The organism is Candidatus Ruminimicrobiellum ovillum, from assembly GCF_002392975.1.
Classification (GTDB): domain Bacteria; phylum Elusimicrobiota; class Endomicrobiia; order Endomicrobiales; family Endomicrobiaceae; genus Ruminimicrobiellum; species Ruminimicrobiellum ovillum.
Window position 1 is genome coordinate 76,843 of the sequence record NZ_DGIC01000002.1, and the last position, 26,107, is coordinate 102,949.

At 33.9% G+C, this 26,107-nt stretch carries 18 protein-coding genes and 1 tRNA gene; all 19 read left to right on the forward strand.

All coding sequences use genetic code 11. The features are described 5' to 3' along the window. Positions 1-128 precede the first annotated feature (128 nt). The 19 genes from rpsB to B2Y85_RS00560 all read left to right on the forward strand — a co-directional run bounded on the left by rpsB (position 129) and on the right by B2Y85_RS00560 (position 26,094). Positions 129-920, forward strand: a complete 792-nt coding sequence (gene rpsB / locus B2Y85_RS00470; protein WP_372518504.1) for a 30S ribosomal protein S2 — start codon at positions 129-131, stop codon at positions 918-920. Positions 921-922: 2 nt separating this feature from the next. Then, complete coding sequence (tsf, locus tag B2Y85_RS00475; RefSeq protein ID WP_372518505.1) at positions 923-1,765, forward strand: translation elongation factor Ts; 843 nt, start codon at positions 923-925, stop codon at positions 1,763-1,765. Between the two features lie 4 nt (positions 1,766-1,769). Further along, positions 1,770-2,468, forward strand: coding sequence for a UMP kinase (pyrH, locus tag B2Y85_RS00480; RefSeq protein ID WP_372518506.1), 699 nt, complete (start codon positions 1,770-1,772; stop codon positions 2,466-2,468). A 10-nt stretch (positions 2,469-2,478) separates the two neighbouring features. After that, on the forward strand, positions 2,479-3,039 hold the full coding sequence (frr, locus tag B2Y85_RS00485) for a ribosome recycling factor (RefSeq protein WP_372518507.1): 561 nt from the start codon (positions 2,479-2,481) through the stop codon (positions 3,037-3,039). A gap of 25 nt (positions 3,040-3,064) precedes the next feature. After that, a complete protein-coding gene (locus B2Y85_RS00490) occupies positions 3,065-3,238 on the forward strand; it encodes a 4Fe-4S binding protein (protein WP_372518508.1) in 174 nt (57 codons plus the stop codon). A gap of 21 nt (positions 3,239-3,259) precedes the next feature. Continuing rightward, complete coding sequence (locus tag B2Y85_RS00495) at positions 3,260-3,967, forward strand: isoprenyl transferase (protein WP_372518509.1); 708 nt, start codon at positions 3,260-3,262, stop codon at positions 3,965-3,967. Between the two features lie 169 nt (positions 3,968-4,136). Then, entirely contained in the window at positions 4,137-4,925 is a 789-nt protein-coding gene (locus B2Y85_RS00500; RefSeq protein ID WP_372518510.1) for a phosphatidate cytidylyltransferase, read from the forward strand. A 404-nt stretch (positions 4,926-5,329) separates the two neighbouring features. Beyond that, a complete protein-coding gene (gene alaS / locus B2Y85_RS00505; RefSeq protein ID WP_372518511.1) occupies positions 5,330-7,954 on the forward strand; it encodes an alanine--tRNA ligase in 2,625 nt (874 codons plus the stop codon). Beyond that, positions 7,954-8,487, forward strand: a complete 534-nt coding sequence (locus B2Y85_RS00510; protein WP_372518512.1) for a glycine cleavage system protein R — start codon at positions 7,954-7,956, stop codon at positions 8,485-8,487. The genes alaS and B2Y85_RS00510 overlap by 1 nt, the downstream gene beginning before the upstream one ends. A gap of 102 nt (positions 8,488-8,589) precedes the next feature. After that, positions 8,590-9,084: a peptide deformylase gene (gene def / locus B2Y85_RS00515; protein WP_372518513.1), complete on the forward strand. Its 495-nt coding sequence runs from the start codon at positions 8,590-8,592 to the stop codon at positions 9,082-9,084. 148 nt (positions 9,085-9,232) lie between these two features. After that, positions 9,233-17,821, forward strand: a complete 8,589-nt coding sequence (locus B2Y85_RS00520) for an autotransporter domain-containing protein (protein ID WP_372518514.1) — start codon at positions 9,233-9,235, stop codon at positions 17,819-17,821. 108 nt (positions 17,822-17,929) lie between these two features. Next, on the forward strand, positions 17,930-18,898 hold the full coding sequence (locus tag B2Y85_RS00525; protein WP_372518515.1) for an ABC transporter permease: 969 nt from the start codon (positions 17,930-17,932) through the stop codon (positions 18,896-18,898). Between the two features lie 30 nt (positions 18,899-18,928). Next, positions 18,929-19,765, forward strand: coding sequence for an ABC transporter permease (locus B2Y85_RS00530; protein ID WP_372518516.1), 837 nt, complete (start codon positions 18,929-18,931; stop codon positions 19,763-19,765). A gap of 99 nt (positions 19,766-19,864) precedes the next feature. After that, complete coding sequence (locus tag B2Y85_RS00535) at positions 19,865-20,638, forward strand: ABC transporter ATP-binding protein (protein WP_372518517.1); 774 nt, start codon at positions 19,865-19,867, stop codon at positions 20,636-20,638. 37 nt (positions 20,639-20,675) lie between these two features. Beyond that, the gene (locus B2Y85_RS00540) at positions 20,676-23,003 is read left to right on the forward strand and encodes an autotransporter outer membrane beta-barrel domain-containing protein (RefSeq protein WP_372518518.1); all 2,328 of its coding nucleotides are present in this window, start codon (positions 20,676-20,678) and stop codon (positions 23,001-23,003) included. An 18-nt stretch (positions 23,004-23,021) separates the two neighbouring features. After that, a complete protein-coding gene (locus B2Y85_RS00545; RefSeq protein WP_372518519.1) occupies positions 23,022-23,780 on the forward strand; it encodes a dipeptide/oligopeptide/nickel ABC transporter ATP-binding protein in 759 nt (252 codons plus the stop codon). 6 nt (positions 23,781-23,786) lie between these two features. Further along, the gene (locus B2Y85_RS00550) at positions 23,787-25,241 is read left to right on the forward strand and encodes a CCA tRNA nucleotidyltransferase (protein ID WP_372518520.1); all 1,455 of its coding nucleotides are present in this window, start codon (positions 23,787-23,789) and stop codon (positions 25,239-25,241) included. 355 nt (positions 25,242-25,596) lie between these two features. Beyond that, a tRNA-Gly gene (locus B2Y85_RS00555) sits at positions 25,597-25,667 on the forward strand. Positions 25,668-25,746: 79 nt separating this feature from the next. Continuing rightward, on the forward strand, positions 25,747-26,094 hold the full coding sequence (locus B2Y85_RS00560; protein ID WP_372518521.1) for a DUF2493 domain-containing protein: 348 nt from the start codon (positions 25,747-25,749) through the stop codon (positions 26,092-26,094). Positions 26,095-26,107 lie beyond the last annotated feature (13 nt).

Sequence of the window (26,107 nt, forward strand, 5' to 3'; positions counted from 1 at the left end):
AATTTAGTCAGTAGGCTAAAATACACACACAAGCGGATTAATCAAAAGTCCCTGTAAAAAGGGTTTGAGTTCTGAAACTTGTGGAGGTCATCTCAAAAGATGAAAAAAAACTAAAGGAGAGAAGTAAAATGGCAAACGTAACAATGAAGTCGTTGTTGGAATCCGGTGTTCATTTCGGACATCAGACAAGAAGATGGAACCCAAAAATGGGAAAATTCATTTTTGGAAGCAGAAACAAAATTCACATCATTGATCTTCAAAAAACTTTAAAAGAACTTAAAAAAGTTTACAAAGTTGTAAGAGATTATGCTGCAGAAGGAAAAGATGTTCTTTTCGTAGGAACAAAAAAACAAGCTCAAGGACCTATCAAAGAAGAAGCTTTAAGATGCGGTTCTTATTTTGTTTGTGAAAGATGGTTGGGTGGAACTCTTACAAATTTCGAAACATTAAAAAAATCTATCGCAAGATTAAAAGAACTTGAAGCTATGAAAGAAAACGGAATATTTCAAGTTCTCTCAAAAAAAGAACAATCTCAAAAAGAAAAAGAAAGAATTAAACTTGAAAAATCTCTTGAAGGTTTAAAACAAATGAACAAGCTTCCTGAAGTTATGTTCATTATAGATCCTGTTGAAGAAGCTACAGCTTTAGCAGAAGCAAGAAAATTAAATATTCCCGTAGTTGCAGTTTGTGATACAAACTGTGATCCTGATTTAATAGATCATCCTATACCGGGAAACGATGATGCAATAAGAGCCGTAAAACTTTTCTGCTCGGTTATTGCAGATGCAATTCTCGAAGGTAAAGGAATAGAAAATAAACAAGCTGACGGAACAACAGAAGCTCAAGCTGAAGTAAAAGAAGAAGAAGTTGCCGCAGCGGAAGCAGAAGCAGAAAAAGCAGAAGAAGTTAAAGGAGAGTAATTATGTCAGCTATTGAACTTATAACAAAATTAAGAGAAATGACAGGAGCAGGAATAAAAGATTGTAACAATGCTCTTAAAGAAGCAAATAACAATATAGAAGAAGCAGTAAAAATATTAAGAGAAAAAGGTATCGCATCTGCTGTTAAAAGAGCAGACAGATCCGCAAAACAAGGTGTTGTTGTTGCTCAACTCAGTGATGATAAAAAACAAGGTGTACTTGTTGAATTAAACTGCGAAACGGATTTCGTTGCAAGAACAGATAAATTTAAAGAGCTTGCAAACAGTTTGGCTTCTTTCGTTATGAAATCATCTTCACAAGATAATATATTGGATCAAAAATTCGATGATACAAGAACAGTTCAAGAAGTTATAAAAGAAGCTATCGGAACAATAGGTGAAAATATTGTTTTAAAAAGAACGGCAAAATATACAACAACCGGTGAAATTGCTTCATATATTCATATGAACAATTCTTTGGGAGTTTTGGTTGATTTCGAAGCTCCTGCAGATGTTATAGCAAGTGATGCTTTCAAAAATCTTGAAAAAGAAATTGCAATGCAAATAGCTGCTGTAAGTCCTCTTTATATAACAAGAGATCAGGTTACGGCTGATGAAATTGCAAAAGAAAAAGAAATTTATGTTAAACAACTTCAGGAAGAAGGAAAACCTGCTAACATAATAGATAAAATCGTTTTGGGAAAATTGAACAAATTCTATTCTCAAATATGTTTGATGGAACAACCTTATATGAGAGAAGAAAAAGAATCTATTAAAAATGTTATAGCAAAAGTCAGCAAGGATATAGTTGTTAAAAATTTTGCAAGATTTAAAATAGGTGAATAATTAAATGAAAAATAATAAGAGAGTTTTACTTAAACTTTCAGGAGAAACTTTATCGGGAAACGGTAAATCCATTTGTTCCGAAAGTCTTCAAAAAGTTGTAGATGAAATAAAATCTGTTTTATCGAAAAAAGTAGAACTCTCTATTGTTGTAGGCGCAGGAAATATTTGGAGAGGTGCCGGAAAAGAAATAGACAGAGTATCAGCGGATAAAATGGGTATGCTTGCTACCGTGATGAATGCGATAGCAATATCCGAAGGTTTAAAATCCAACGGTATAAAATCTGTTGCACTTGCCGCAAGCGGTGTTTCAAATTTCTGCGAAACATTTTCTCAGGCAAAGGCGGATAAATATTTAAAAGAAGGTTATGTGGTTGTATTCGGCGGCGGAACGGGAAGTCCTTTTTTCACGACGGATACCACGGCTGCATTAAGAGCTTGTGAAATAAAAGCCGACATTTTGTTGAAAGCTACACAAGTTGACGGTGTTTATTCCGCAGATCCGAAAAAAGACCCTAAAGCAAAGAAATATGATAAAATAACCTACAGCGAAGCAATAAATAAAAATTTAAAAATAATGGACATTTCCGCTTTTTTGTTGTGCATGGAAAACGATATTGATATTTATGTTTTCGATTTCCATAAAAAAGGCAACTTAAAAAAAGTGTTGAATAAACAAAAAATCGGAACTATAGTATCCAAATAACGGAGGAGTAATGTTACCTAAAGAACTTTTGGCATCCGGCGAAGATGCTATGAAAAAAACAATAGAAAAAACAAAACATGATTTTTCTACAGTTAGAACTGGCAGAGCAAATGCAGCTCTTTTGGACGGAATAAAAGTTGAAAGTTACGGTTCATTATTGGCTTTAAATCAGGTTGCCGGAGTTAGTGTTCCCGACGGAAGAACATTGGAAATAAGACCTTGGGATTTAACTCAGCTCGGTGCAATAGAAAAAGCTATATTGAAATCCGATTTGGGACTTACACCTGTAAATGACGGTAAAATCGTAAGAATTTCAATACCTGCACTTACGGAAGAAAGAAGAAAAGAAATCGTTAAAGTTGTTAACAAAATGTCTGAAGATTATAAAGTTGCAATAAGAAATGAAAGAAGACATATTGTTGATGAAATAAAGAAATTGGAAAAAGAAAAAACAATTACTGAAGACGACAGAAAGAAATATGAAGTTGATGTTCAAAAATTGACGGATACTTATGTAGGTAAAATAGAAGAATTGGTAAAACAAAAAGAAGAAGAATTAATGAAAATATAATCAATAAAAAAGGGGAGGTTGTAAAATGGCTTATTCAATAGATAAGGAAACTTGTGTAGGTTGCGGTTCTTGTGCAGCAAATTGTCCTGTAGAAGCAATAAAAGCAGGTGATGACGGCAAGTATGCAATTGGTGATGCATGTGTTGAATGTGGTGCATGTGCAGCAAATTGCCCTGTAAACGCAATATCTCAAAAGTAATTTTTATAAAGTAGTAAAAAAGTGTCTTTGAAAGAACAAATAGATTTAACAAAGTTACCGAAACATGTTGCAATAATCATGGACGGTAACGGAAGATGGGCAAAGAAAAGAATGTTGCCCAGAATAATCGGTCATACTAATGGGGTCAAGACTGTTAAAAAGATAGTTGAGTTTGTAAGAAAACTCAATATACAGGTTTTGACCCTATATGCTTTTTCTACGGAGAATTGGCAAAGACCGAAAGACGAAGTATCCGGAATAATGACATTGTTGAAAACATATTTGAAAAGCGAATTGGAGAATATGATTGAAAACCAAATTTCGTTTAGAGTAAGCGGTGATATTTCAAGAATGTCGGAAGATATTCAGGCGGAACTTAAAGAAGCTGTAGATAAAACAAAAGATATGAAAAGTCTTGTTTTGAACCTTGCATTAAATTATGGTTCCAGACAAGAAATTTTAATGGCTTGCAGGGATTTGATGAGTAAAGGAATAACAAATCCTACCGAGCAAGATTTTTCAGATTGTTTGTATACGAAAGGGTTGCCGGATCCCGATTTGTTGATAAGAACTTCCGGTGAAATGAGAATTTCGAATTTTTTGTTGTGGCAAATTGCTTATACCGAAATTTATGTAACCGATGTTTTGTGGCCTGATTTTAACGAAGATGAATTTTGTAAAGCAATTATCGACTACCAAAAAAGGGACAGAAGATTCGGGAAAATTTAGAACGACAATTAGTAATTAGCAATTAGTAATTAGTAATTTAAGAAAGAAAATTTTTTTAGTTTGTCATCCCGTACTTGATACGGGATCTCGCAGTTAAACTGTAAGCTGAAAATTGCTCTGCAATTTTTTAATAAGCTGTAAGCTATAAGCTAAATAAAAGGATAAAAAAATGTTGATACCAAGAATATTGACCGCATTAGTAGGAATACCTGTAGTTATTGCATGTATATATTACGGCGGACTTGCATTTTATATTATGTTTTTTGCAGTTATACTTTTTTCCGTTATGGAATTCTTTTCGATTTGCAAAAAGTATAATCCTTTGAGATTTTTCGGAACTTTGGCGGCAATCGTTTTTTATCTTGCTTTATGCACGGGAACTTATGTTCAGGAAACGGTTATAGTATCCGTGTTTTTAATATTCTTTTTTGCGATGTTCAGAAAATCGATAGAAAATGTTTCTGCTTCTTTGGCGGTTACGGCTTTGGGAACATTTTTTATTACCTGGGCACTTTTTCATATGGTTTTAATAAGAGATATTCCTAAATACGGTATTCATTACATTATATTTTTGTTTGTTAATATTTGGATGTTGGATACGGGAGCATATTTTATCGGTAAAAAGTTCGGTAAACATAAACTTGCTTCACTTATAAGTCCAAAAAAAACAATAGAAGGAGCAATTGCAGGTGTTGTTACGGCAGTGCTTGTTTCTTTGGTATACAGACATTTCTTTATGCAGAATATAATAACAAATAACGAAGCAATAATATTTGCTCTTGTTATTTCTTTTGTAGGTCAATTTTCGGATCTTGCCGAATCTTTGTTCAAGAGAGATTGCAACATAAAAGATTCCGGTAACATTCTTCCGGGGCACGGGGGAATGCTCGACAGATTCGATTCTTATTTATTCTGTGCTCCGATATTTTACTATCTTATTCAATTGATGAAATACTGATAACGACAGATGAACGGGTGAACACGAATTGTTTTACAATTCGTTGGTGAAAGGTTGAAAAGTTTAATGACAGAAAAATAGGAAATTAGGTTGTCATCCAGCACTTGATGCGGAATCCCGTCGTTAGTAGTTTGTCGTTTGTAGTTGGTAGTTTGTAGTTAATTATACATTGTAAATTGTAAATTATACATTATACATTGTCGTTAAGTCTGTCATCCCGCACTTGATGCGGGATCTCGTCGTTTGTCGTTGTCATTCTGAACTTGATTCAGAATCTATAAAAATTTGTGCCATAGACACTCCGAAATTTATATTATACATTGTACATTGCCTTTCCAAATCCTCCAAATCCTCTGCCTTCTTGCCGTTTACAATACCTTTTTAGTTTGCTAAAATTATCTATTATGAATAAACAATCAGCGTATATCAGGAAAACTTTTTTGGACTTTTTTAGTGAAAAAGGTTGCAAAGTTGTACCGTCGGATTCATTAGTACCTTCGGGAGATAAAACATTATTGTTTACTTCCGCGGGAATGGTTCAATTTAAGAAACATTTTTTAGGTCAAAGTAAGGATACTTTTACAAGAGCAACATCCTCGCAAAAATGTTTTAGAACTTCAGATATAGATCAAGTGGGAGTAACTAACAGACACTTAACATTTTTTGAAATGTTAGGTAACTTTTCTTTCGGTGATTATTTTAAAGAAGAAGCTATTGCATGGGCATGGGATTTTCTTACCAACTATATGCAGTTGCCCAAAGAAAAACTTTATGCAACAATTTATAAAGACGACGATGAAGCCGGACAAATGTGGAAAAAATTTGTTCCCGAATCAAGAATTATAAAGATGGGCGACGAAACAAACTTTTGGACAATGGGACCTACAGGCCCTTGCGGTCCGTGCTCGGAAATATTGATAGATTTGGGCGAAGATATGGGTTGTCATAAACCTACATGCGGTCCGTGGTGCGATTGTAACAGATATCTTGAAATATGGAATCTTGTTTTCACACAGTTCGACAGACAAGAAGACGGTTCGTTAAAACCGTTGGGAAGAAAAAATATAGATACCGGTATGGGACTTGAAAGAATAGTTGCTGCGGCTAACGGTAAAAATAATGTTTTTGATACTGATTTGTTTTTACCTATGATGAATGCAGCATCGGAATTATTGAAAGTTTCGTTTAACGATAATATACCTAAATTAAGAATGATTGCAGACCATGCAAGAGCAATAACATTCTTAATTTCCGACGGTATTCATCCTTCAAATGAAGGCAGAGGTTATGTTTTAAGAAGAATTTTAAGAAGAGCCGTTAGACAAGGAAAAGTTTTCGGTATGAACGAACCTTTCTTGTACAAACTCGTAGATGTTGTTCATGATGTTATGAAACCCGCATATCCGGAACTTACCGCAAGACTTGATAACATAAAGTCTATGGCGAAAGTTGAAGAGGAAAAATTCCTTGAAACATTAAATACCGGAACGGATTTATTGAATAATCTTATATCACAATATAAAGCGAAAAATGTTTCTGTGTTGAAAGGTGAAGATGTATTTAAACTTTACGATACTTACGGATTTCCTCACGAACTTACAAAAGAAATTGCACTTGAACAGGGTTTAACAATAGACGAAAAAGGTTTTGAGCAGGAAAAGAAACTTGCTCAGGAAAAATCCAGAGGAGCATGGAGCGGTTCAGGAGAACAAGATATAACATTTTATTCGGTATTACATAAAGAGTGTGGAGATACAACTTTCGAAGGATACACACAAAACAGTTCTTCCGTAAAAGTTATTGCACTCGTAAAAGACGGTAAAAAAGTTGAATCGTTATCTAAAGGTGAGAAAGGCGAAATGATTTTATCTAATTCTCCTTTTTATGCCGAATCCGGAGGACAAGTTGCAGATACCGGAATAATGTTTAACGAGTCTGTAAATATAGAAGTTACCGACGTAACAAAACCTATCGGAAAACTTTTTGTTCATAAAGTTGTAGTTGAAAAAGGGAAAGTAAAAGCAGGTGATGTTCTAACTGCATCGATAAATACCGATAAAAGAAATCAAACCGCAAGACATCATACCGCAACACATTTGTTACAAAAAGTGTTGAGATCCGTTTTAGGTAACCATGTTGCTCAGGCGGGTTCTTTGGTTTGTCCGGACAATTTAAGGTTTGACTTTAACCACTTTAAAGCGGTAACAAAAGAAGAACTTAAAAAAATAGAAAAAGATGTAAATAAAGCCATAAGACAGAATTATCCCGTATCTATTACCGAAATGCCTATAGAACAAGCAAGAAAAGAAGGTGCTATGGCTTTGTTTGGTGAAAAGTACGGTGATGTTGTAAGAACAGTTAAAGTTATAGAAACCGACGACAAATATTATTCAATGGAACTTTGCGGCGGAACACATGTTCAAAAAACCGGCGATATCGGAATGTTTAAAATCGTTTCCGAAAGTTCGGTAGGCAGCGGAATAAGAAGAATAGAAGCTGTTTGCGGCAGTGCATGCGAGAAATATGTTGACGGTTTGGAAAACAAGATAGACGAAATTGCAGCATTATTAAAAACTTCAAAAGTTATGGTTGTTCCGGCAATTGAAAAAATGTTGCAAGATAACAAAAATCTTGAAACCGAAATATCTTCTTTAAAAAGTAAAGTTATTGCGGGCGAGATAGACGAATATATAAAATCCGCGAAAGATATAAACGGTATTAATGTAATTGCATTTGCTGTTGAAGGTGTTGATGTTAAAACTTTAAGAGAGATGGTAGATAAAGTTAAAGAAAAAAAAGCATCGGCAATTATAGTTATAGCATCGAAACTTCAAGACAAAATATCTTTTGTTATATCCGTAAGCCAAGATATAGTTAAACAAGGTTATGCTGCGGGAAAAATAGCAAAACAATTTGCTTCAAAGATCGATGGTTCGGGCGGCGGAAAACCGGACTTTGCACAAGGCGGCGGTAAAAAAACAGATAATTTAAAATCTGTTATAGAAAATATAGGGGAAATATTAAAATAATGAAAATGTTATCTTTGTCGGCAATAGGAAAAGACAGAACAGGTATTGTAAGTTCAATATCGGAAATTCTTTTTAAGTTAGGTTGCAACATTGAAGATTCCACAATGACATTGTTATCGGGGCAGTTTGCGGTTATATTGTTGCTCGCTTGTCCTAAAAATTCGGATGTTTCCAAAATAAAAAGAAGTTTAAATTCTTCCATGAAAAAGTTGGGATTATCTTATTCGGTAACGGAAGTGGATAAACCTAAAACAAATAAAAAGAATTTCGGTGACTACATTATTGCCGTTTACGGTTCGGACAGAGTAGGTATCGTTTATAATGTAAGTAAATTCTTAGCCGACAAAAAGATAAATATAACCGATGTTCAAACAAAAATTTCGGGTAAAAAAGATAAAGTGTACATAATGTTGTTGGAAGTAAATATTCCCAAAACGGTTAAGATGGACGATTTTAAACATCATTTAAAACATTTGGCACAAGAACTTAATGTTGAAATTTTTGTAAATCAAGCGGATTCACAGAAAATTTAGAAGAATAGAAAAAAATGTCATCCCGCACTTGATGCGGGATCTCGTTGTTAAAAGTAGTTGTCTTAAACTGTAAGCATTAAGCTTATAAAACAGGAAATAAAAGTGCCGATATTAGATATAGTAACAATTCCAAATCCGATACTAAAACAAGTTAGTTTACCGGTAGAAAAAATAGATTACAAAATAAAAACTCTCATAGGTAATATGAGAGAAACCATGCTTTCTTCCAGTCATTGTGTCGGTATTGCTGCGGTTCAAGTAGGAGTATTATTAAGAATAGTATTGGTAGATATTTCTTTAAATCCGAAACCGCATCATAATAACGGTTTTTTAATAATGATAAATCCTAAAATAACTTACAGTTCGGGAAAGTTAAAATCGAGAGAAGGTTGTTTAAGTGTTCCGGATTTTACCGGAAATGTTGTAAGAAAAAATAAAATAGAAGTTGAGTATTTGGATATAGAAGGTAAAAAACAATTATTAAAAACTCACGGTTTTGAGTCAATAACAATTCAACATGAAATAGATCATTTAGACGGTTTTATCTTCTTGGATAAGGTATCGTCACTTAAAACAGATGTTTTTAAAAGATTTTAATTTTGTAGGGCTCTTTAAAAAATAAAAAAAATTTTTGTATAATCTTGAAAAATAAATACATAAAAGTCCAAATTTAATTTTATGTAACGGATTTTTTTGTTTTTAAAATAAGTAAAAAAATAAAAAAATTTTAGTTTAGGAGAAAAAGATGTTTAACAAGTTTGTTAAGAAGTCAAGTAAGTTTTTTGCTGTGTTGCTTACTGCAACATTGGCATTTACTCCTTTGAGTTATGCTGCAGCACCGACAACTTTTGCGGAATTAGGTGCTTTAATCTCTGATGGAGCGGTAACATCGCAAGTTATAGGACTTGAAAGTAATATTGAGGCTGAAACAACAGATACAACATTAGGTACACAAGGTGCAGCGGAATTAACTATTAAAGGTGATAATAAAGCTGTATCCGGTGCAGGTTCTGCTTCCGGTTTTGAAATAGGTGAAGGACAATCTGCAACCGTAGTTGATACAACATTCGAAAAGTTTACTAAAACCGGAGATGGTTCGGTAATAAGTAATACCAATGGAAAATTGTTGATAGAAAATTCCAAATTTACGGCAAACAGTGCAAGCGGTAAAGGCGGAGCAATATATAATACGGGAACAATGACAATAAACAATTCCGAATTCAGCGGTAATACGGCAAGTGAAGTAGCAAATGATGTTTATAACGACGGGGAACTTTCTTTCTTAAACGGAACAACAACGATGGACGGCGGTGTAACAGGAACAGGAAGAACTGTAATCAACGGCGGAACATTAGTACTTGGTGAAGAAGCAGTATTAGAACAATCTTATTTGGAAATAGGTGAGGGTTCTTCTTTTGCAATAAATGTTTCAAGTATTAGTATTACAGCACAAGATACAAATCCGGAAATAAAAAACAACGGATCATTAACTCTTTCTACCGGAACAGTAGAAAGATTTTCAAGTAATATAACAGGAACAGGTGCAACAACTATTAATTTAGGTGCAAATGTAAATATGGGCAGCAATTCAATAGAACAATCCAAATTAATCGTAGACGAAGATTCTTCTTTAACGGCAGAAATACAAAACTTAAAAATACAAAGTACGGATAATTCCGGAGAAACACCTACGACAACAGCAGGTACAATTACAAATAACGGAACAATAACGCTTGTGCTCGATTCTGATAGATATTTTGATTTAAATATTGTAAGCGATGAAGATAAAGACGGTGTCTTGGTTTTTGAAATAAGTGATGGAGTATCCGGAGAAGCGGCAGCAACCTCAAGACAAGATATAAAACAATCTACAATTACTATAGGAAATAAGATAACATATATAAACTTGGAAGATAACACAATAGAAACAAATTACATTACAGGCTCAAAACTACAAAATGACGGAAAATTGGTTTTGAACTTGTCTGAAGCAGCAGGTTACGGTTTAGACAGTTTAACAGGTGTGGGTGTATCTTCAATAACAGTAACGGCTGATGCACAAGATGAAACAACAATAGGTATATTCGGTGCAACAATACAGCAGGACAGATTGGAATTCTATGGAGATAAAACATTAAGACTTGACGGCAGCACAAATACTCGTGCAGCAATTCAAACAACAATAGAAGCAGACATATATAACTATATGAAAGGTGACAGCCTTCACTTGAAAGATGTAAGACAAGAAGGCGATTTTGTAAACAATACCGATGCGGTAGCATATTTTGAAGAGAATTCATCAGTATCGGGACAAATAATAAATAACGGCGGAACATTAAATATTGTTTCAAGCGGTTTTGTAGTTGAAAATGGAATAACAAGCGAAAATCAGGCAATAGATGAAAACATATTAAATATCGGTGATGCAGAAAATGCTGCAGTAGTAAATTCTTCAACAACGATATCTTATCAAACAATAACAGTATCAAGCGGAAGTTTGATAATGAATAATATGGTTGGAAACGATGTAGCAGACGGTTCGATTACAAATTCTTCAATAACAGTTGAAGCAGACGGCTTGTTATCAGTAAATCCCGAGAATTTGGTAGATTTAACAGCTTCTGTAACCAATGACGGAATAGTAGAATTTTACGGCGGAGACGTTGATTATGTATTAAACAAAAATGCAATAACAGCTTCCAACGAAGGTACATTAAGAATAAACGGTAATGTTAAAAATGATGAAGCAATTGGAATTTCAAAACAAAATATAGAAGTTTTACAAACGAGCACATTTACGGCAAATGCAAGTGACATTACGGATAGTACAATAGCAAATGCAGGTGAGTTGGTGTTTATCGGAACCGACGATATGACAAACAATAATGAAATAACAGGTTTAACAGATGAAGAAGAAAATACAACTTACGGAAACTTAAGTATTGAATCTAAATTAGCAAACAATGCAAATATAGAACAGAACGATATAACAATAAAAGAGAATGTAGAGTTTACAAACAATGATGCAACGGTAATAGCAAAAAGTTCCGTAACGGTACAAGAAAGTGCTATCTTGGAAAATGCAGGAGTTGTTGAAGCATTGTATTTGGTAAATGACGGACAAGTAAAAAATGATGGTACCGGTGAAAAACAAGGAACAATAGGTGCAAATATTTTCAACAACAATGAAGGCGCAAGTTTATACAATGGAGAATACGGAGTAATAGTATCTACAAGTTTAGTTAATAACGGAACGATAGTAAGTTCAGGTTCTATTACGGCATATAGAACATTAGCTAATGCTAATGTTGCCACAATAACAAATTCATCCGGAACAATAACTGCAAAAGAAATAATCAGTAACGGTTTAATAGAAAACGCAGAAGATGCTGCAATAGATGCTGAAATAGTTTACAACTATTATGGCGGTACAATAAACAGCACAGGAACAATATCTGTAAGCGATACATTAACCAATGGCGGCACGATTGCAAGTTCGGGTTCTATTACGGCAACCAATATAGTTAATGAAGAAGACGGAATAATAGAAAATTATGGTGAAGAAACGGAAGATGGAACTTACGAGGGCGGAACGATAGAAGCAACCGAAATAACAAATTCCGGAACATTAATATCCAATGCAAGCGGAGTTAAAGCATTAGTATCTAACACCGAAACAGGTGTATACGATGTTATGGGCGGAACCATTTCTTATAATGTAAGCGGAGCGGCATCCGGAGGTTCTGTAGTAAATATTAATGATGTAGTTACCGTATCAGCAGAAAACTTCATAAGCCAAAACGAAATAAATATAAAAGAAGATGCCACACTTATTTTACAAGAAGAATCAAGCTTAAAAACATCAGTATTAAATATTAAAAACGGTGCAACATTAGATACCCAAAACGAAAAAACAGACGATATTCTAGTTGATGGTGTAACCATAGAAGATGGTATAACATGGAATTGGAATTTAGATTTGGATTTATCTGCTGCTTCAGGAGATAAGTTAACTAATGTAGAATCAAACGGAAAAGCCGTAATAAAGAACATAAAATTGTTGTCCGATGATGCATATGAAACACCGGACATTCAAATATCGGAAGGAAATATAAAAGCCGAAATACCGGAAGGTGCAATATTTGCTACACAGAATAACGAATATGAAATTACGGTAGACAACAGAGAAGATTCCACTTGGTTAAAGATAAAAACTTTAGGTTACGGCGGATTACCTAATGCAGTATTTGATGGAGCTGCATCTTACAGTATAGTAGGGGAAGGTGTTACGGATCAGGTAACAAAATGGTTGGGAGATGATAATGGTGAAGATGTTAACTATTTAAAAGAAGATTTAACAATAAACGGTAACAACAACATTTTAACAAGTACCACTAACGTAAAAGGACTTGAAACAAGGTCAAAAATGTTAACGGTACAAGAATTGGCAGAATTCTCGGGATTCGACAATGCAATAACCGTAGACAATGAAGACGGTGAGCTCAGAGTAAAAGGTGTTACATTCAAAAATAATACAGGTGATGCAGTAATAACAAATAACGGAACAACAACACTTAACGGAGTAACTTTTGCAGAATTTGACAGTGAAGATTTAGATCCTCAAAATGAAGCTTCAATTGATGTTGCAAACAACGGTGAACTTGTATTAATAGGAAATGCCACAACATTTAATAAAGGTATTTCAGGAGAAGGAACAACAACCATTAAAGGTGTTGGTATAGATATGGGTGAAGCAACATTACAGCAAGCCAGAGTAGAAATAAGTGATGTTGAAGGTAGCAGTTTAACGGCAAGTGTTGCAAATACCGAAGTTACATTAATTATGAATAACGGTGAATTAATTTTGGTTGGCGGAGAAGATGAAGCTGCAGAATTAAATAGTGAAATAAAAGGTATAGGAGATACAACATTATCGAACAAAATTGATGTTGCAAGCAATATATCTCAAGAAAATATAAATATCTCCGAACAGGCAGAAATAACCATAAATGATTCAGCAAGCATAAAAGCATCAACAATAACAGTTAATGCGGATGCAACATTAACGGCAAACGCAGATAATATTATTACAACAACCGACGGTAAAATAGCAAATGCAGGTGAAATAACATTTACCGGCGGAACAAACAAAAATGTAATAGAGGGAGAAACCGGAATATTGTTTATTTCCGGAGAAGTTGCAAATTCAACAGGAACAAAAGTATCACAACAATTTATAGAAGTTAAAGAAGATGCTAAGTTTGTAATGAATGCAGATGATATAGAAACGGCAACTGACGGAGATATTAAAGGAATACAAAATAACGGAGATTTGGAAATTACCGGCGGAACAAACAAAAATATTATAGGCCGCGGCGATGGTGCTGTACCTGGAAACGGAAACGTAATAATATCCGGAAATGTTATAAATGAAGAAGAAACAACAATAGATCAAGGATCAATAACTATTAATGACGGTGCAAGTTTACAAGCAAATGCAAGTGACTTAACAACCGATAACGGAATAGCAAATGCAGGCGACTTAGTATTTGTTGGCAGCAATATGGTAAATACAAGTACAATTACCGGAACCGGAAACTTGACTATAGACGGTGATTTAGAGAACGATCAGAACATAACCCAAACAAATATAGATATATTGAGCGGAACGGTTGAACATAATGTTGGTGAAGGCGATGAAATGGCAACAATCACCGCATCAAATATAACTATAAGTTCCGGTGCAACATTGATAACTCACAGTCAAGTAGTTGCAAGTGAGCAAATAACCAATGACGGAACATTAAAGATAAATGTATTGAAACCTGCAGAAGATGGCGGTGGAGCAGATGAAATTTCCAGTTCAAACAATATAATCGGTAAAGGAGATTTAGTAATATCCTCTACAGTTTATACAAATGATGGCGGAACAATATCACAAAAAACGTTAAAGATAGAAGATTCAGATTCCGGATTTGAAACGGATATTGCAAACTTAACCATTTCAGACGGAATAACAAACGAAGGTTTGTTCATATACACAGGAGAAGGAACAAACAAGAATGTAATAGATGGAACAGGAAAATTAACGATAGACGGAACGATAGAAAATTCGACCGGAACGGCAATAAGCCAAAATGCGATTGCTATAACGAACGGTAGCGGATTTAAGACAATAGCAGATGATATAACGACAACGGAAGGAATAGAAAATAACGGAACATTGACATTTATAGGCGGAACAAATAACAACGAAATAACAATGGCAGAAGACGGTGAAGGAATATTGGTAGTAGAAAACGATTTAGTTAACCAAGCAAACATTGAACAGAAAGAGATAAATATAACCGGTGGCGACTTTGAAAATGTAAGAACAAGTTCAATAACGGCAGAAGCAATAACCGTAGCAGACGGTTCAACATTAATAACAGATGCGGCAGATTTGAATATAAGTGACAGTATAACAATAACAGGTGAAGAAACAGTATTGAACTTGAAAGATGACAGTGAGGCAGAAATAGCTGCAGCAATAACCGGTGCGGGAAAGATAGTAAAAGAAGGTGAAGGAACAGTAACATTGAGCGGAGATAATGCATATACCGGAACAACGACAATAACAGGTGGAGCAATAGAAATAACGGCAGCAAACGGAATAAGTGAAAATACGGTTTATATGGACGGCGGAAAATTGATAATAAACAGTGACGGTGAAGTAGAGTTAGCAAACGAGATAATGGGAACAGATCACAATGATGTAAATATAGAAGTAGCAGGAAGCACAACAACCTTGACCGGCACAATATACGGCAACAAAGATTTGGTAAAGACGGGAGAAGGTGTATTAGATTTACAGATGGAAACAAACGGATATGCCGGAGATACCATAATAAGCAGCGGAACGGTAATAGGAACAACGAAAAATATTAACGGAAAAGTAACCGGAAGCGGAGCGGAAGATTCAGCAGTTGAGTTCTACGATGCGGAAGGTGAAGTTACATTGAACGAAATTGCCGATATGGGATCGTTCAGCAAGACCGGCGAAGCAACAATGACTGTAACGGAAAACTTCAAAGCATTAGATGCAAATATAACGGCAGGAACATTTATAATAAATAATGACAGTGAAATGGGCGGAAGCGGAAACACATTTGAAGTTACAAACGAAATGAGAGTGGAAAATGCATCGTTGCAAGGATACGGAGATATAACTGCAGGAGATTTAATAATCGGAACCGGAGCAACATTCGCACCCGGAAATTCAACAACGACATTTAAAGTAAACGGTAACTTGATATTTGAAAATGACGGAGAATATGATGTGGAATTCGGACAATTCGATATGGATACAGAAGGTCACTACAATGATAATACACAAGTGTCCGGAACAACGACAATCGATCCGAATGCAAAAATAACATTGAATAACTTGGAAGGTAAATATTATGTTGCCGAAACAATAGATTTAATAAATGCAAGTTCATTGGCAGACGGATTTGAATACGATGAAGCAAATGTAACATTTAACGATAATGATGCAAGAGATTTAAGAGAAGGATACGAAACAAGAATATCGACAAGAGTATACACGGAAGGTAATGCATTGAAGATAGAGTTACAAAGAAAACAAAGTGAATATTCCGAAGCAACGGAATTTGACAGAAGCCATAACGAACAGGAAGTTGCAAATGCTATAGATGCTATATCGACAGGAAACGGAGGAGATATAACAAATCCGTTGGATGCAATGGAACAATTATACTATTATGAATCTACATACGATATAGATGGTTTGAAAGCAGCATTGAATGATATCGGCGGTGTAATACATTCAAATGCAACTAACTTAACATTCTTCAATACAAAAGCCGAACATGTTTATGATAAGGTAAAAGAAAGAACACAAGATATATTACCTTGCAAAAAAGCTCACAGCAAAGTTTGGGGAGAATATTATTACAACAACTACAGTGTAGACAATGACAAAAATTCACCTAAACACGAAACTTCGGTTAACGGATTCTTGGTAGGATACGATATGATATCCGCAAAGAACTTAACATTGGGTGTTACGGCAGGTTACGGAACAAGCGAATTGAAACAAACAAACGATAAAGCCAGAATGAATGATATTAACTTAGGTTTCTACGGCGGATATGAAACAGATAAATGGTTGTTGAAAGGATTGTTATTGGGCGGATATGAACAATACTCAATAGACAGAACAATCGCATTTATGGACAGAACGGCAAACAGCGAACATAACGGTTACAGTGCAGCATTAGACTTGGAAGTAGGATACAAGATAAGCTTGAATAAGAAAGACAGTCAGTCTAAACATAAAATATACTTGAAACCGTTTATCGGAGCAGTCGGCAGCTATATTAACAATGAAGGTTACGAAGAAAAGAATGCTGATTCATTGAACTTGAAGATAGAAGATTACAGCGCAATGACAGCAGAAGCAAGAGCAGGACTTGAATTAAACGGTAGAGTAAAAAAATTCGGTTGGTATGCAAAAGCCGGAGCAAGACAGTTGTTGACCGACAAACAAAATGAAATAGAATCATCATTGTTGGATTTCAAAGATGAAACAAAGATGAAGATATGGAGTGCTGAAAATGCACAAACAACAATAACCGGCGGAATCGGAGTAGATTATGATTTATCCGAAAACTGGAACATATTTGCAAACGGATTAGGAAACTTTGCAAATGTTGCAACTAACTACTATGCAAATGTCGGATTGATGTACAAATTCGGATGCATAAACAATAAAAAAGTTACCGATGAAGATGTAGAAAAGATAACTGCAATGTTGAACGATAAGATAACCGAAGAAGAAGCATTGAAAAAAGAGATAGATGAAAAAGATAAAGAATTGAATGATGCTAAAGAAAGAGAAAAAGAATTACAGAACAGAATACAGAAATATGAAGCAAATGTTGTAAGCGAACAAGAAGCGGAAAAAATGAAAAACAAAAAAATTAAAACATTTAAATTAGGCGAAAAACCTACATTCGTATTCGGAACCGATCAGTTGAACAATAACGGAAAAACAAGCTTGAAACAAGTAGCAACAGAATTGGAAAATTATCCTGATGCGGAAGTTTTGGTTGAAGGACATACCGATAACGTAGGAAGCGATGAAGTTAACCAAGTTATATCTGAAAAGAGAGCATCTTCCGTTGCAACATCATTGAAGAAAGATTACGGTGTAAGAAACAATATTGCCGTAATCGGTAAAGGTAAAAATGAGCCTATAGCTTCAAATGATACAGCAGAAGGAAGAGCTCAAAACAGAAGAGTAGAAATAACTATTACTACTGCAGACTAATTCGAAATTGCGGAAAAGCAAATATAAATAAAGGAGATAATGAAAATTATCTCCTTTATTTTTTTTATTTTAAATTTTGGTAATAATTATTTATAATATCAAGCATATATGTACTACTTTATTAAAAGAATAATATCATCAATACCGATACTTATAGGAATAACCATAATAACTTTCTTTATTATGCATATTACTCCAGGCAAACCTACCGATTCGATAACCGATATGAATATGAAGGTTACTGCCGAAGCTAAAGAAAGATTACAGCAATTGTACGGGTTAGACAAACCTTTTTATGTTCAGTATGTAGATTGGCTTAAAAGATTGGTAGTTTTTGATTTCGGTAATTCTTTTAAAGATTCAAGACCTGCCAGAGATAAAATTTTCGAAAGATTACCTGCAACGATTTTACTTAATGTTTTGTCGCTGTTTTTTATTTGCCTTCTTTCTATACCTTTAGGAATATATTGTGCCATAAAAAAGGATTCTTTTGCGGATAAATCGATAACTATTCTGCTGTTCATATCTTATTCCGTGCCGTCGTTTTGGTTAGCATTAATGTTTATGATTTTGTTTGGGGTTCAGTTAGGGTGGCTGCCGATATCGGGATTGGTATCTTTTGATTTTGATACGATGAATATTTTTGAAAAAGTTTTTGATATCTCCAAACATTTAATATTGCCGGTGGCAGTTTCCGTCATTGTTTCTCTTGCAACACTTTCAAGATATACAAGGTCGGGAATGCTCGAAGTATTAAAGCAAGATTATATTAAAACCGCTTATGCTAAAGGACTAACCGAAAAACAAGTAATATTTAAACATGCATTAAAAAATACACTTTTACCGATGATAACGATAATAGGACTTTCTATTCCGGGACTTATCGGCGGAAGTTTTATTTTTGAAACGATATTTTCTTATCCCGGTATAGGCAGATTGGGATACGAAGCCGTAATGGCAAGAGATTATCCGATAGTTATGGGGATAGCAACATTAACGGCAATACTTACATTGCTCGGAAATATTATTGCGGATGTTTTATACACTTATGCCGATCCGAGAATTAAGTACAAGTAGACGACAATTAGTAATTAACGAATAATAAAAATGAAAACAGTTTTGATTAAATTATTAAAAAACAAGTTTGCTTTAACGGGGTTAACAGTAATAACTTTGTTAATAGTTGTTGCTTTATTTGCTCCCGTTATTTCTCCGTATACTCCGTCGGAACAAAATGTGTTCGAAAGATTACAGGCTCCGTCATTAACTCATTTTTTCGGAACGGACGATTTAGGCAGGGATGTTTTTACAAGAATGATTTTCGGTGCAAGAATTTCACTAGCAGTAGGTTTTATTTCGGTATTTATAATTCTTGTTATAGGAACTTTTTTAGGAATAGTTTCAGGATATTACGGCGGCAAAATAGATTATATAATAATGAGATTTACCGATATAGTTTTATGTTTTCCTACGTTTTTCCTTATTATACTTGTAATCGCTTTTATAGAACCTAACATTTACAATGTTATGATAGTTATCGGTGTCACTTCCTGGCCGGGACTTGCAAGGCTTGTAAGGGCTGAAGTGTTATCGTTAAAAGAAAGGGAATTTATTTTGGTTTCTAAAATGATGGCAATAAGCAACATAAAAATATTTTTCGTTCATATATTGCCGAACATTATTTCACCGTTAATGGTATATTCGTCACTTGCGATAGGCGGAGCGATACTTACCGAATCCGCACTTTCGTTTTTGGGGCTTGGCGTTCAACCTCCGATGCCGTCGTGGGGACAGATTCTTACATCCGGTAAAGATTATATTTATATGGCTTGGTGGCTTTCTCTCTTTCCCGGTATTGCGATACTTGTAACGGTGTTGGCATTTAATTTGGTAGGTGAAGCTATAAGAGATATTTTTGATCCTAAGGAAGAAAATGTTAAATAAGTTGTTGTTAGTTTTTTTAAAATTTCTTATTTCCAAGACGGCTTTAATCATGCTTGTAAATAAAAATTTTAAAAATATTTAATAATAGAAGGAAAAAATTTGAATAAAATAATTTTATCTGTTAAAAATCTATATGCAGGTTATTATGTAAATTCGAAATATCAACAAGTTTTGAAAAATGTGAATCTTGATATTGAAGAGGGAAAAACTTATGCCATAGTCGGACAATCAGGTTCCGGTAAAAGCACACTGGCCCTTGGTTTAATGGGACTTATTTCCATAGATAACGGTAAAATAGAAAAAGGAAATATATCTTTTTGCGGTAATGATTTAATTTCAAATATAACTAAAATAAGAGGAAAAGATATTTCAATAGTTTTACAGGATCCGCACTCTTACTTAAATCCTGTAATAACGGTTGGAAAACAGGTTCTGGAAGCTTTGGAAGTATATAACAAAAATTTAAATAAAGAAGAAAAAATAAAAAGAGTAAAAGAAGTTTTCGAAAAAGTAAAACTCGACGATTTTGAAAGAATTTATAATTCGTATCCGCACCAACTTTCCGGCGGACAAAAACAAAGAGTTTTAATTGCTATGGCAATAATAAACAATCCTAAACTTCTTATTGCGGACGAGCCGACATCCGGACTTGATTTAACGGTTCAAAAACAAATTTTGGAATTGTTTGCCGAACTTAAAAAAGAATTAAATTTAACGATGATAATGATTACTCACAATATATTAATAGCAAAAAAATATTCCGATTATGTTGCCGTAATGTATAAAGGGGAAATAGCAGAACAAAAAAGTAAAAAAGAGATTTTTGAAAACCCCGTGCACGAATACACAAAAAAGTTGTTGGATAATATTTGATATAATGAAGTTTTAGAAAAAACAGGAGAATTTTTCTATGTTTAAATTAAAATCATTTTTTTATGCTTTAACATTGATTTGTTTTGCTTACGGTTATGCTTTTGCGACGGATCATTATGAAATAAACGGAAGCAGTACCGTAGCAGGACAAATTTATTCAAATTATGAACAATCCGGTTATGGTGGAGTTTTTGTCGTTTTGTCTTCAGGTACACTCACAATAAATGAAACAAAATTTGAAAACAATTCGGCTACCGGAATAGGTGGAGCAATGTTCAACGAAGAAGGTAAAATAGTTATTGGGGATAACGTGAGTTTTATATCAAATACATCCGGTTCTGCCGGTGGTGCTATATATTCCGAGGCAGGTGATTCTGAACTTACGATTGAAATAGGTAACAATGTTGAATTCTCTTCTAATACAGCAAAAAATGACGGCGGTGCAATATGTAATTACGGGACTTTAAAGATAGGAGATAATGCAAAATTTACATATAACAAAATTGTATCCAATGATGACAATTATTATGGCGGGGCGATAAGTAATAGAAGAGATGCCTTTAATCATGAGATAAAAGGGAATATTGAGATAGGAGCAAATGTTATATTCGAAGGCAATGTAAGTAATGCTTATGGCGGGGCGATATCAAACGGAAGCGATTCTACCTTAACAATAAAAGATGGAGCACTGTTTAAAAATAATTCGGCAAGAAGTGGCGGAGCAATATATACTAAAGGAACAGTTAATTTGATAGCAAGCACAAACGATATCCTTTTTGACGGAAACACGGATGATAACGGTTCTTGTGCAATTTGTGCGGACGATGATGGAATTGGGGCAGGAAAAATAAATTTATTTGCAAGTAAGGATGCTAAGATAACATTTAACGATAAAATAAGATCTGTTTTTGCAACTTCCGAATTGAATGTCAATAAGTCAGGAACATTGTCGGATGCGTCAGGTACGATAATATTAAATGAAGATATGTCCGGTTTTTCCGGGGATGTAAATATTTATGCAGGAACAATCATTATAGGAGAAAACGGAAAATGGTTTTCCGGTTCAACAACAATAGACAATTTAACAATGAATATTGCAAACAATGTTGTAGAAGAAATGGCTTTTAAAAATTTGCAAATAAACGGAAAGATGAATATTTCCGTAGATGCAGATTTAGAAAATGAAGAAATGGATACAATATCAACTGATGGCTATTATAATGATGATCAAAAAAGGATAAAAGTAAATGCAATAAATATAATATCCGATACAGAAAAGGATAAAGTAGACTTGGAGTTCATTAAAACACATGAAATAAAAAACGAGGTAGAAACGATAGGTTCTGCATCTTCGGATTTGTATAAGTACAATATTAAGTACGATGAATCTACCGGAAATATAACATTCACAAAAACATCAATAGGAAATCCGTTGGCGCATGCAGCAGATATTTTAGGTTTAGTAGGCGGCTCTTTCTCGAAGATGGCAACAATAAATCAAGCTTTTGTCGGTATGGATACCAGAACAAAAAGTAAAAAACAAAATAGTGCTCAAACTTCTAAATTATATGCATCGACTACAAACCAAGTTTTTGAAAGTGATAACAAAATACAAAGAGGTGCATGGGTAAGACCATATGCCGAAAATGAAACAATGAAATTAGCGGGGCTTGATAAAGATATAGACACAACAATATACGGAACGATAGCAGGAATAGATTTGCCGGTAGATGAAAATAAGATGGTGGCAGTATATTTCGGATATAACGGATCAAATCAAAAACTGGATACTATCAAAGTTAATAATACAGGTTATTGTATCGGAGCAACCGGAATGTTGATAAGAGAAAGTTATTATATCGGTGCAACGATAAATGCGGAATTGGCAAAAGCAACAACGGATACCGATTTCGGAAGTGACAATACGGATATGACAAGCTATGCTGCAGCCGTAAAAGCGGGATACAATTTTGAAGTCGGGAGTGATTGGATAATAGAACCTAACTTGATGGTTGCATATGTAGGAATAAACACAAAAGAATTTACAAATGCACAGGGAAACAAAGTAAGTGCTGAAGATATAAATAATGTGCATATAGAACCCGGAGTGAAAGCAAGTTTGGAATTGAACAACGGTTGGATACCATACGGTTTAATAAGTGCATGTTTTAATACCGGAGAAGCTGCAACGGAAGTAAACGGTAAATCAGTAAAAGCATTGACAATTGATCCTTACTATGAATGTGGAATAGGTATAGGAAAGGAATTTTCATCAACTCCATGGAGTTTCTATGCCGAAGTAAACGGAAAACTTGGATCAAGACAAGGTGCCGGACTTAACCTTGGTGTAAAATATGCTTTTTAATATGGTTTAAATATAAAAATGTTAAAAGTAGAAAATGTAACTAAAATTTATAAAAAGAATTCTTCTCTTTTTCAGAAAGAGAAAGATTTTGTTGCATTGAACAATATTTCTTTTGAATTGGAAAAAGATAAAGTTCTTTCTGTTATCGGTGAAAGCGGTTCGGGAAAAACAACTCTTGCAAAAATAATTTGTTCTTTGTTGCCGTTTGACGGCGGTACGGTAAAAATAGACGGCAAAAATATTTCAGATTATACAAAGCAGGAACTTTCAAATACCGTTCAAATGATATTTCAAAATCCGTATGCTTCGTTTAATCCGAAACTTACGATAGGGTATTCTTTATATGAAGCTGTTGATGAAGAAATAAAAAATAAAAAAGATTTTATAAATGAAAAGCTTGCACTTGTTGATATGAAAGAAGATGATATATTCGATAAATATCCGCACCAGTTTTCCGGCGGTCAAAGACAAAGAATTGCAATTGCAAGAGCATTGTTGAAAAATCCTAAAATTTTGATTGCCGACGAACCTTTTGCTTCGCTTGATGTTATAAACCAATCTTTAATAATGGATATTTTTTATAAAATAAAAAAGGAACAAAAAACAAATATTATTTTTATTACACACGATATTTCCGCTGCTTTTAAAATATCGGATAAAATTTTGATACTGCAAAATGGAAATATGGTAAAATATGGAAACATTGAAGAAATAAAAAGTGATAACACTAACAGTTATATAAACGAACTTATCAATGCAACATACTTAATGGAGTAATTTAAAGTGCTTAAAGAAATAAACGAAGTTATAAAACTTGCACAAGAAACTAAAACCGATGTTTATGTTGTCGGCGGATATTTAAGAGATTTTTTGTTAAAGAAAAAATCTTTGGATATAGATTTGGCCGTTTCGGAAAAATCTGAAAACTTTGCAAAAAAGTTGGCAAAAAAAATAAACGGTAAATGTTTTAAATTGCATGACGATTTACAAACATACAGAGTTGCGGTATTTAATAATCCGGATTTGGAATATATAGATGTTTCCGTTATGCAGGGGAAAAATATTAAAGAAGATTTATCAAGAAGAGATTTTACAATAAATGCTTTAGCCGTAAAAATAGAAGATTTTGACGATATTAAGAAAAATATAACAGATTGTTTCGGCGGATTACAAGATTTAAAAAAGAAAGAAATAAAAGCAGTTTCAAAAACCGTTTTTAATGATGATCCTTTAAGAATGTTAAGAGCATTCAGATTTTCCGGTGAATATAAATTTAAAATTTCAAAAGAAACTTTAACATTAATAAAAAAATCTTCTTCGAAAATTACTACGGTTGCCGGTGAAAGAATAAAGAACGAGTTGTTCAGAATATTAAACAATGAAAAATCCGCGCAATATATTGCTATGATGGATGAGTGCGGACTTTTGGAAAAGATGTTTCCCGTAATAACCAAAATGAAAAAATCCGCAAAGAATTTTTATTATCATCCGAAAGGTCTTTTTCAACATTGTTTCCAAACATATGAAGCATTGGAAAACATATTTATAAAATTAGACAAATATTTTCCGAAATCAAAAGATGTTTTGGAAAAACATTTGAACGAACCGTTTTCCGAGAATGTAAATAAAAAAAATCTGTTAAAGTTTATTGCAATATTTCATGATTGTGCAAAACCCGAATGTGCTAAAAGAATGGACAACAAAATGAGATTTTTGGGTCACGAAGAATTGGGCGCGAAAAAAACCGCACAAATAATGAAAGAATTGAAAATGAGCAACAAAGAAATAGATTTTGCAAAAGCTATAATATCCGAACATATGAGGCCTTCGAATTTGGCAAAATCGGAAGTCATAACAAACAGAGCACAGATGAGATTGTTCAGAGATATAAAAGAAAACACTCCGGACCTTTTAATAATGGCAATGTCGGATTGGCATTCATATAAAACATTAAAGAAAAAAGTGTATCCGAAAAAAGTGTTACAGCAACAGGAAAAATCCGTTGCCAAATTGATATTCGGTTATTTTGATTTTATTAACAAGAAACCCAAAGATAAAATTTTAGACGGCAATGTTTTAATGAAAGAATTTCATCTTAAACCGGGCAAGATTATAGGTGAGTTGTTAAAGTATATAAACAATGCTTACGAAGAAGGCAGAATAAAAGATAAAAAACAAGCATTGAAATATGCTAAATCTCAATTGACAGTACTGAAGAAAAAACATAAAATTACATAAGTAGTAGGTTCTTTTAAAATTTCTCATTTTCAAGCACAAAAGCCATTCGTTTGAAAAATTTAAAGCCAACCGCAGAACTCGCTTTTTTCTAACAGACTAATGAAACGAAAAAAGCTCAAACATCAGCGGTTTAAAAATTTTTTAGATTTATAATTTTTGCTCTAAATTTTTCTGCACTCATAGACGGCTTTAATCATGCTTTTCAAATGAAAAATTTAAAAGTTTTAGTCGTCAATTATACATTGTAAATTGTAAATTATAAATTGTCGTATTGTCGTTCTGTCATCCCGCACTTGATGCGGGATCTCGTAGTTAGTGATTAATTATAAATTGTAAATTATAAATTGTCGTTATTGCGGGCATAGTCTAGTGGTAAAACCCGAGCTTCCCAAGCTCGTGATGCGGGTTCGATTCCCGTTGCCCGCTGTTTTTTTTGTCTTTTTTTTATAAATTTCTAAAAAAATCGCGACATACTATTGTCGTTGTGAGGTTGTAAAATATAATCATGAAAATAGTAATTGCAGGCAGCAGAACAATAACCGATATAAATATTTTGTTTGAAGCAATAAAGTTATCCGGTTATAAAATAACACAGGATGACGAAATAGTTTCCGGCGGTGCCAAGGGTGTTGATACATTAGCCGAAATTTATGCCAAGAACAATAATATTCCCGTAACGGTATTTAAACCGGATTGGAATAAATACGGAAACTCGGCCGGAGTTATAAGAAACTACGAAATGGCAAAATATTGTGATATGGGAATTGTTATACATAACGGCAGCAGGGGCAGTATGAATATGATAAGAAATTTGATTAAGTTCAAAAAAGATTTTTTTGAATATAAAATATAAAAATTTATTATAA

Coding starts and splice junctions, on each gene's coding strand:
- rpsB (WP_372518504.1), top strand. CDS start 129: ATGGCAAACGTAACAATGAAGTCGTTGTTGGAATCCGGTGTTCATTTC.
- tsf (WP_372518505.1), top strand. CDS start 923: ATGTCAGCTATTGAACTTATAACAAAATTAAGAGAAATGACAGGAGCA.
- pyrH (WP_372518506.1), top strand. CDS start 1,770: ATGAAAAATAATAAGAGAGTTTTACTTAAACTTTCAGGAGAAACTTTA.
- frr (WP_372518507.1), top strand. CDS start 2,479: ATGTTACCTAAAGAACTTTTGGCATCCGGCGAAGATGCTATGAAAAAA.
- B2Y85_RS00490 (WP_372518508.1), top strand. CDS start 3,065: ATGGCTTATTCAATAGATAAGGAAACTTGTGTAGGTTGCGGTTCTTGT.
- B2Y85_RS00500 (WP_372518510.1), top strand. CDS start 4,137: ATGTTGATACCAAGAATATTGACCGCATTAGTAGGAATACCTGTAGTT.
- alaS (WP_372518511.1), top strand. CDS start 5,330: ATGAATAAACAATCAGCGTATATCAGGAAAACTTTTTTGGACTTTTTT.
- B2Y85_RS00510 (WP_372518512.1), top strand. CDS start 7,954: ATGAAAATGTTATCTTTGTCGGCAATAGGAAAAGACAGAACAGGTATT.
- B2Y85_RS00520 (WP_372518514.1), top strand. CDS start 9,233: ATGTTTAACAAGTTTGTTAAGAAGTCAAGTAAGTTTTTTGCTGTGTTG.
- B2Y85_RS00525 (WP_372518515.1), top strand. CDS start 17,930: ATGTACTACTTTATTAAAAGAATAATATCATCAATACCGATACTTATA.
- B2Y85_RS00530 (WP_372518516.1), top strand. CDS start 18,929: ATGAAAACAGTTTTGATTAAATTATTAAAAAACAAGTTTGCTTTAACG.
- B2Y85_RS00540 (WP_372518518.1), top strand. CDS start 20,676: ATGTTTAAATTAAAATCATTTTTTTATGCTTTAACATTGATTTGTTTT.
- B2Y85_RS00545 (WP_372518519.1), top strand. CDS start 23,022: ATGTTAAAAGTAGAAAATGTAACTAAAATTTATAAAAAGAATTCTTCT.
- B2Y85_RS00560 (WP_372518521.1), top strand. CDS start 25,747: ATGAAAATAGTAATTGCAGGCAGCAGAACAATAACCGATATAAATATT.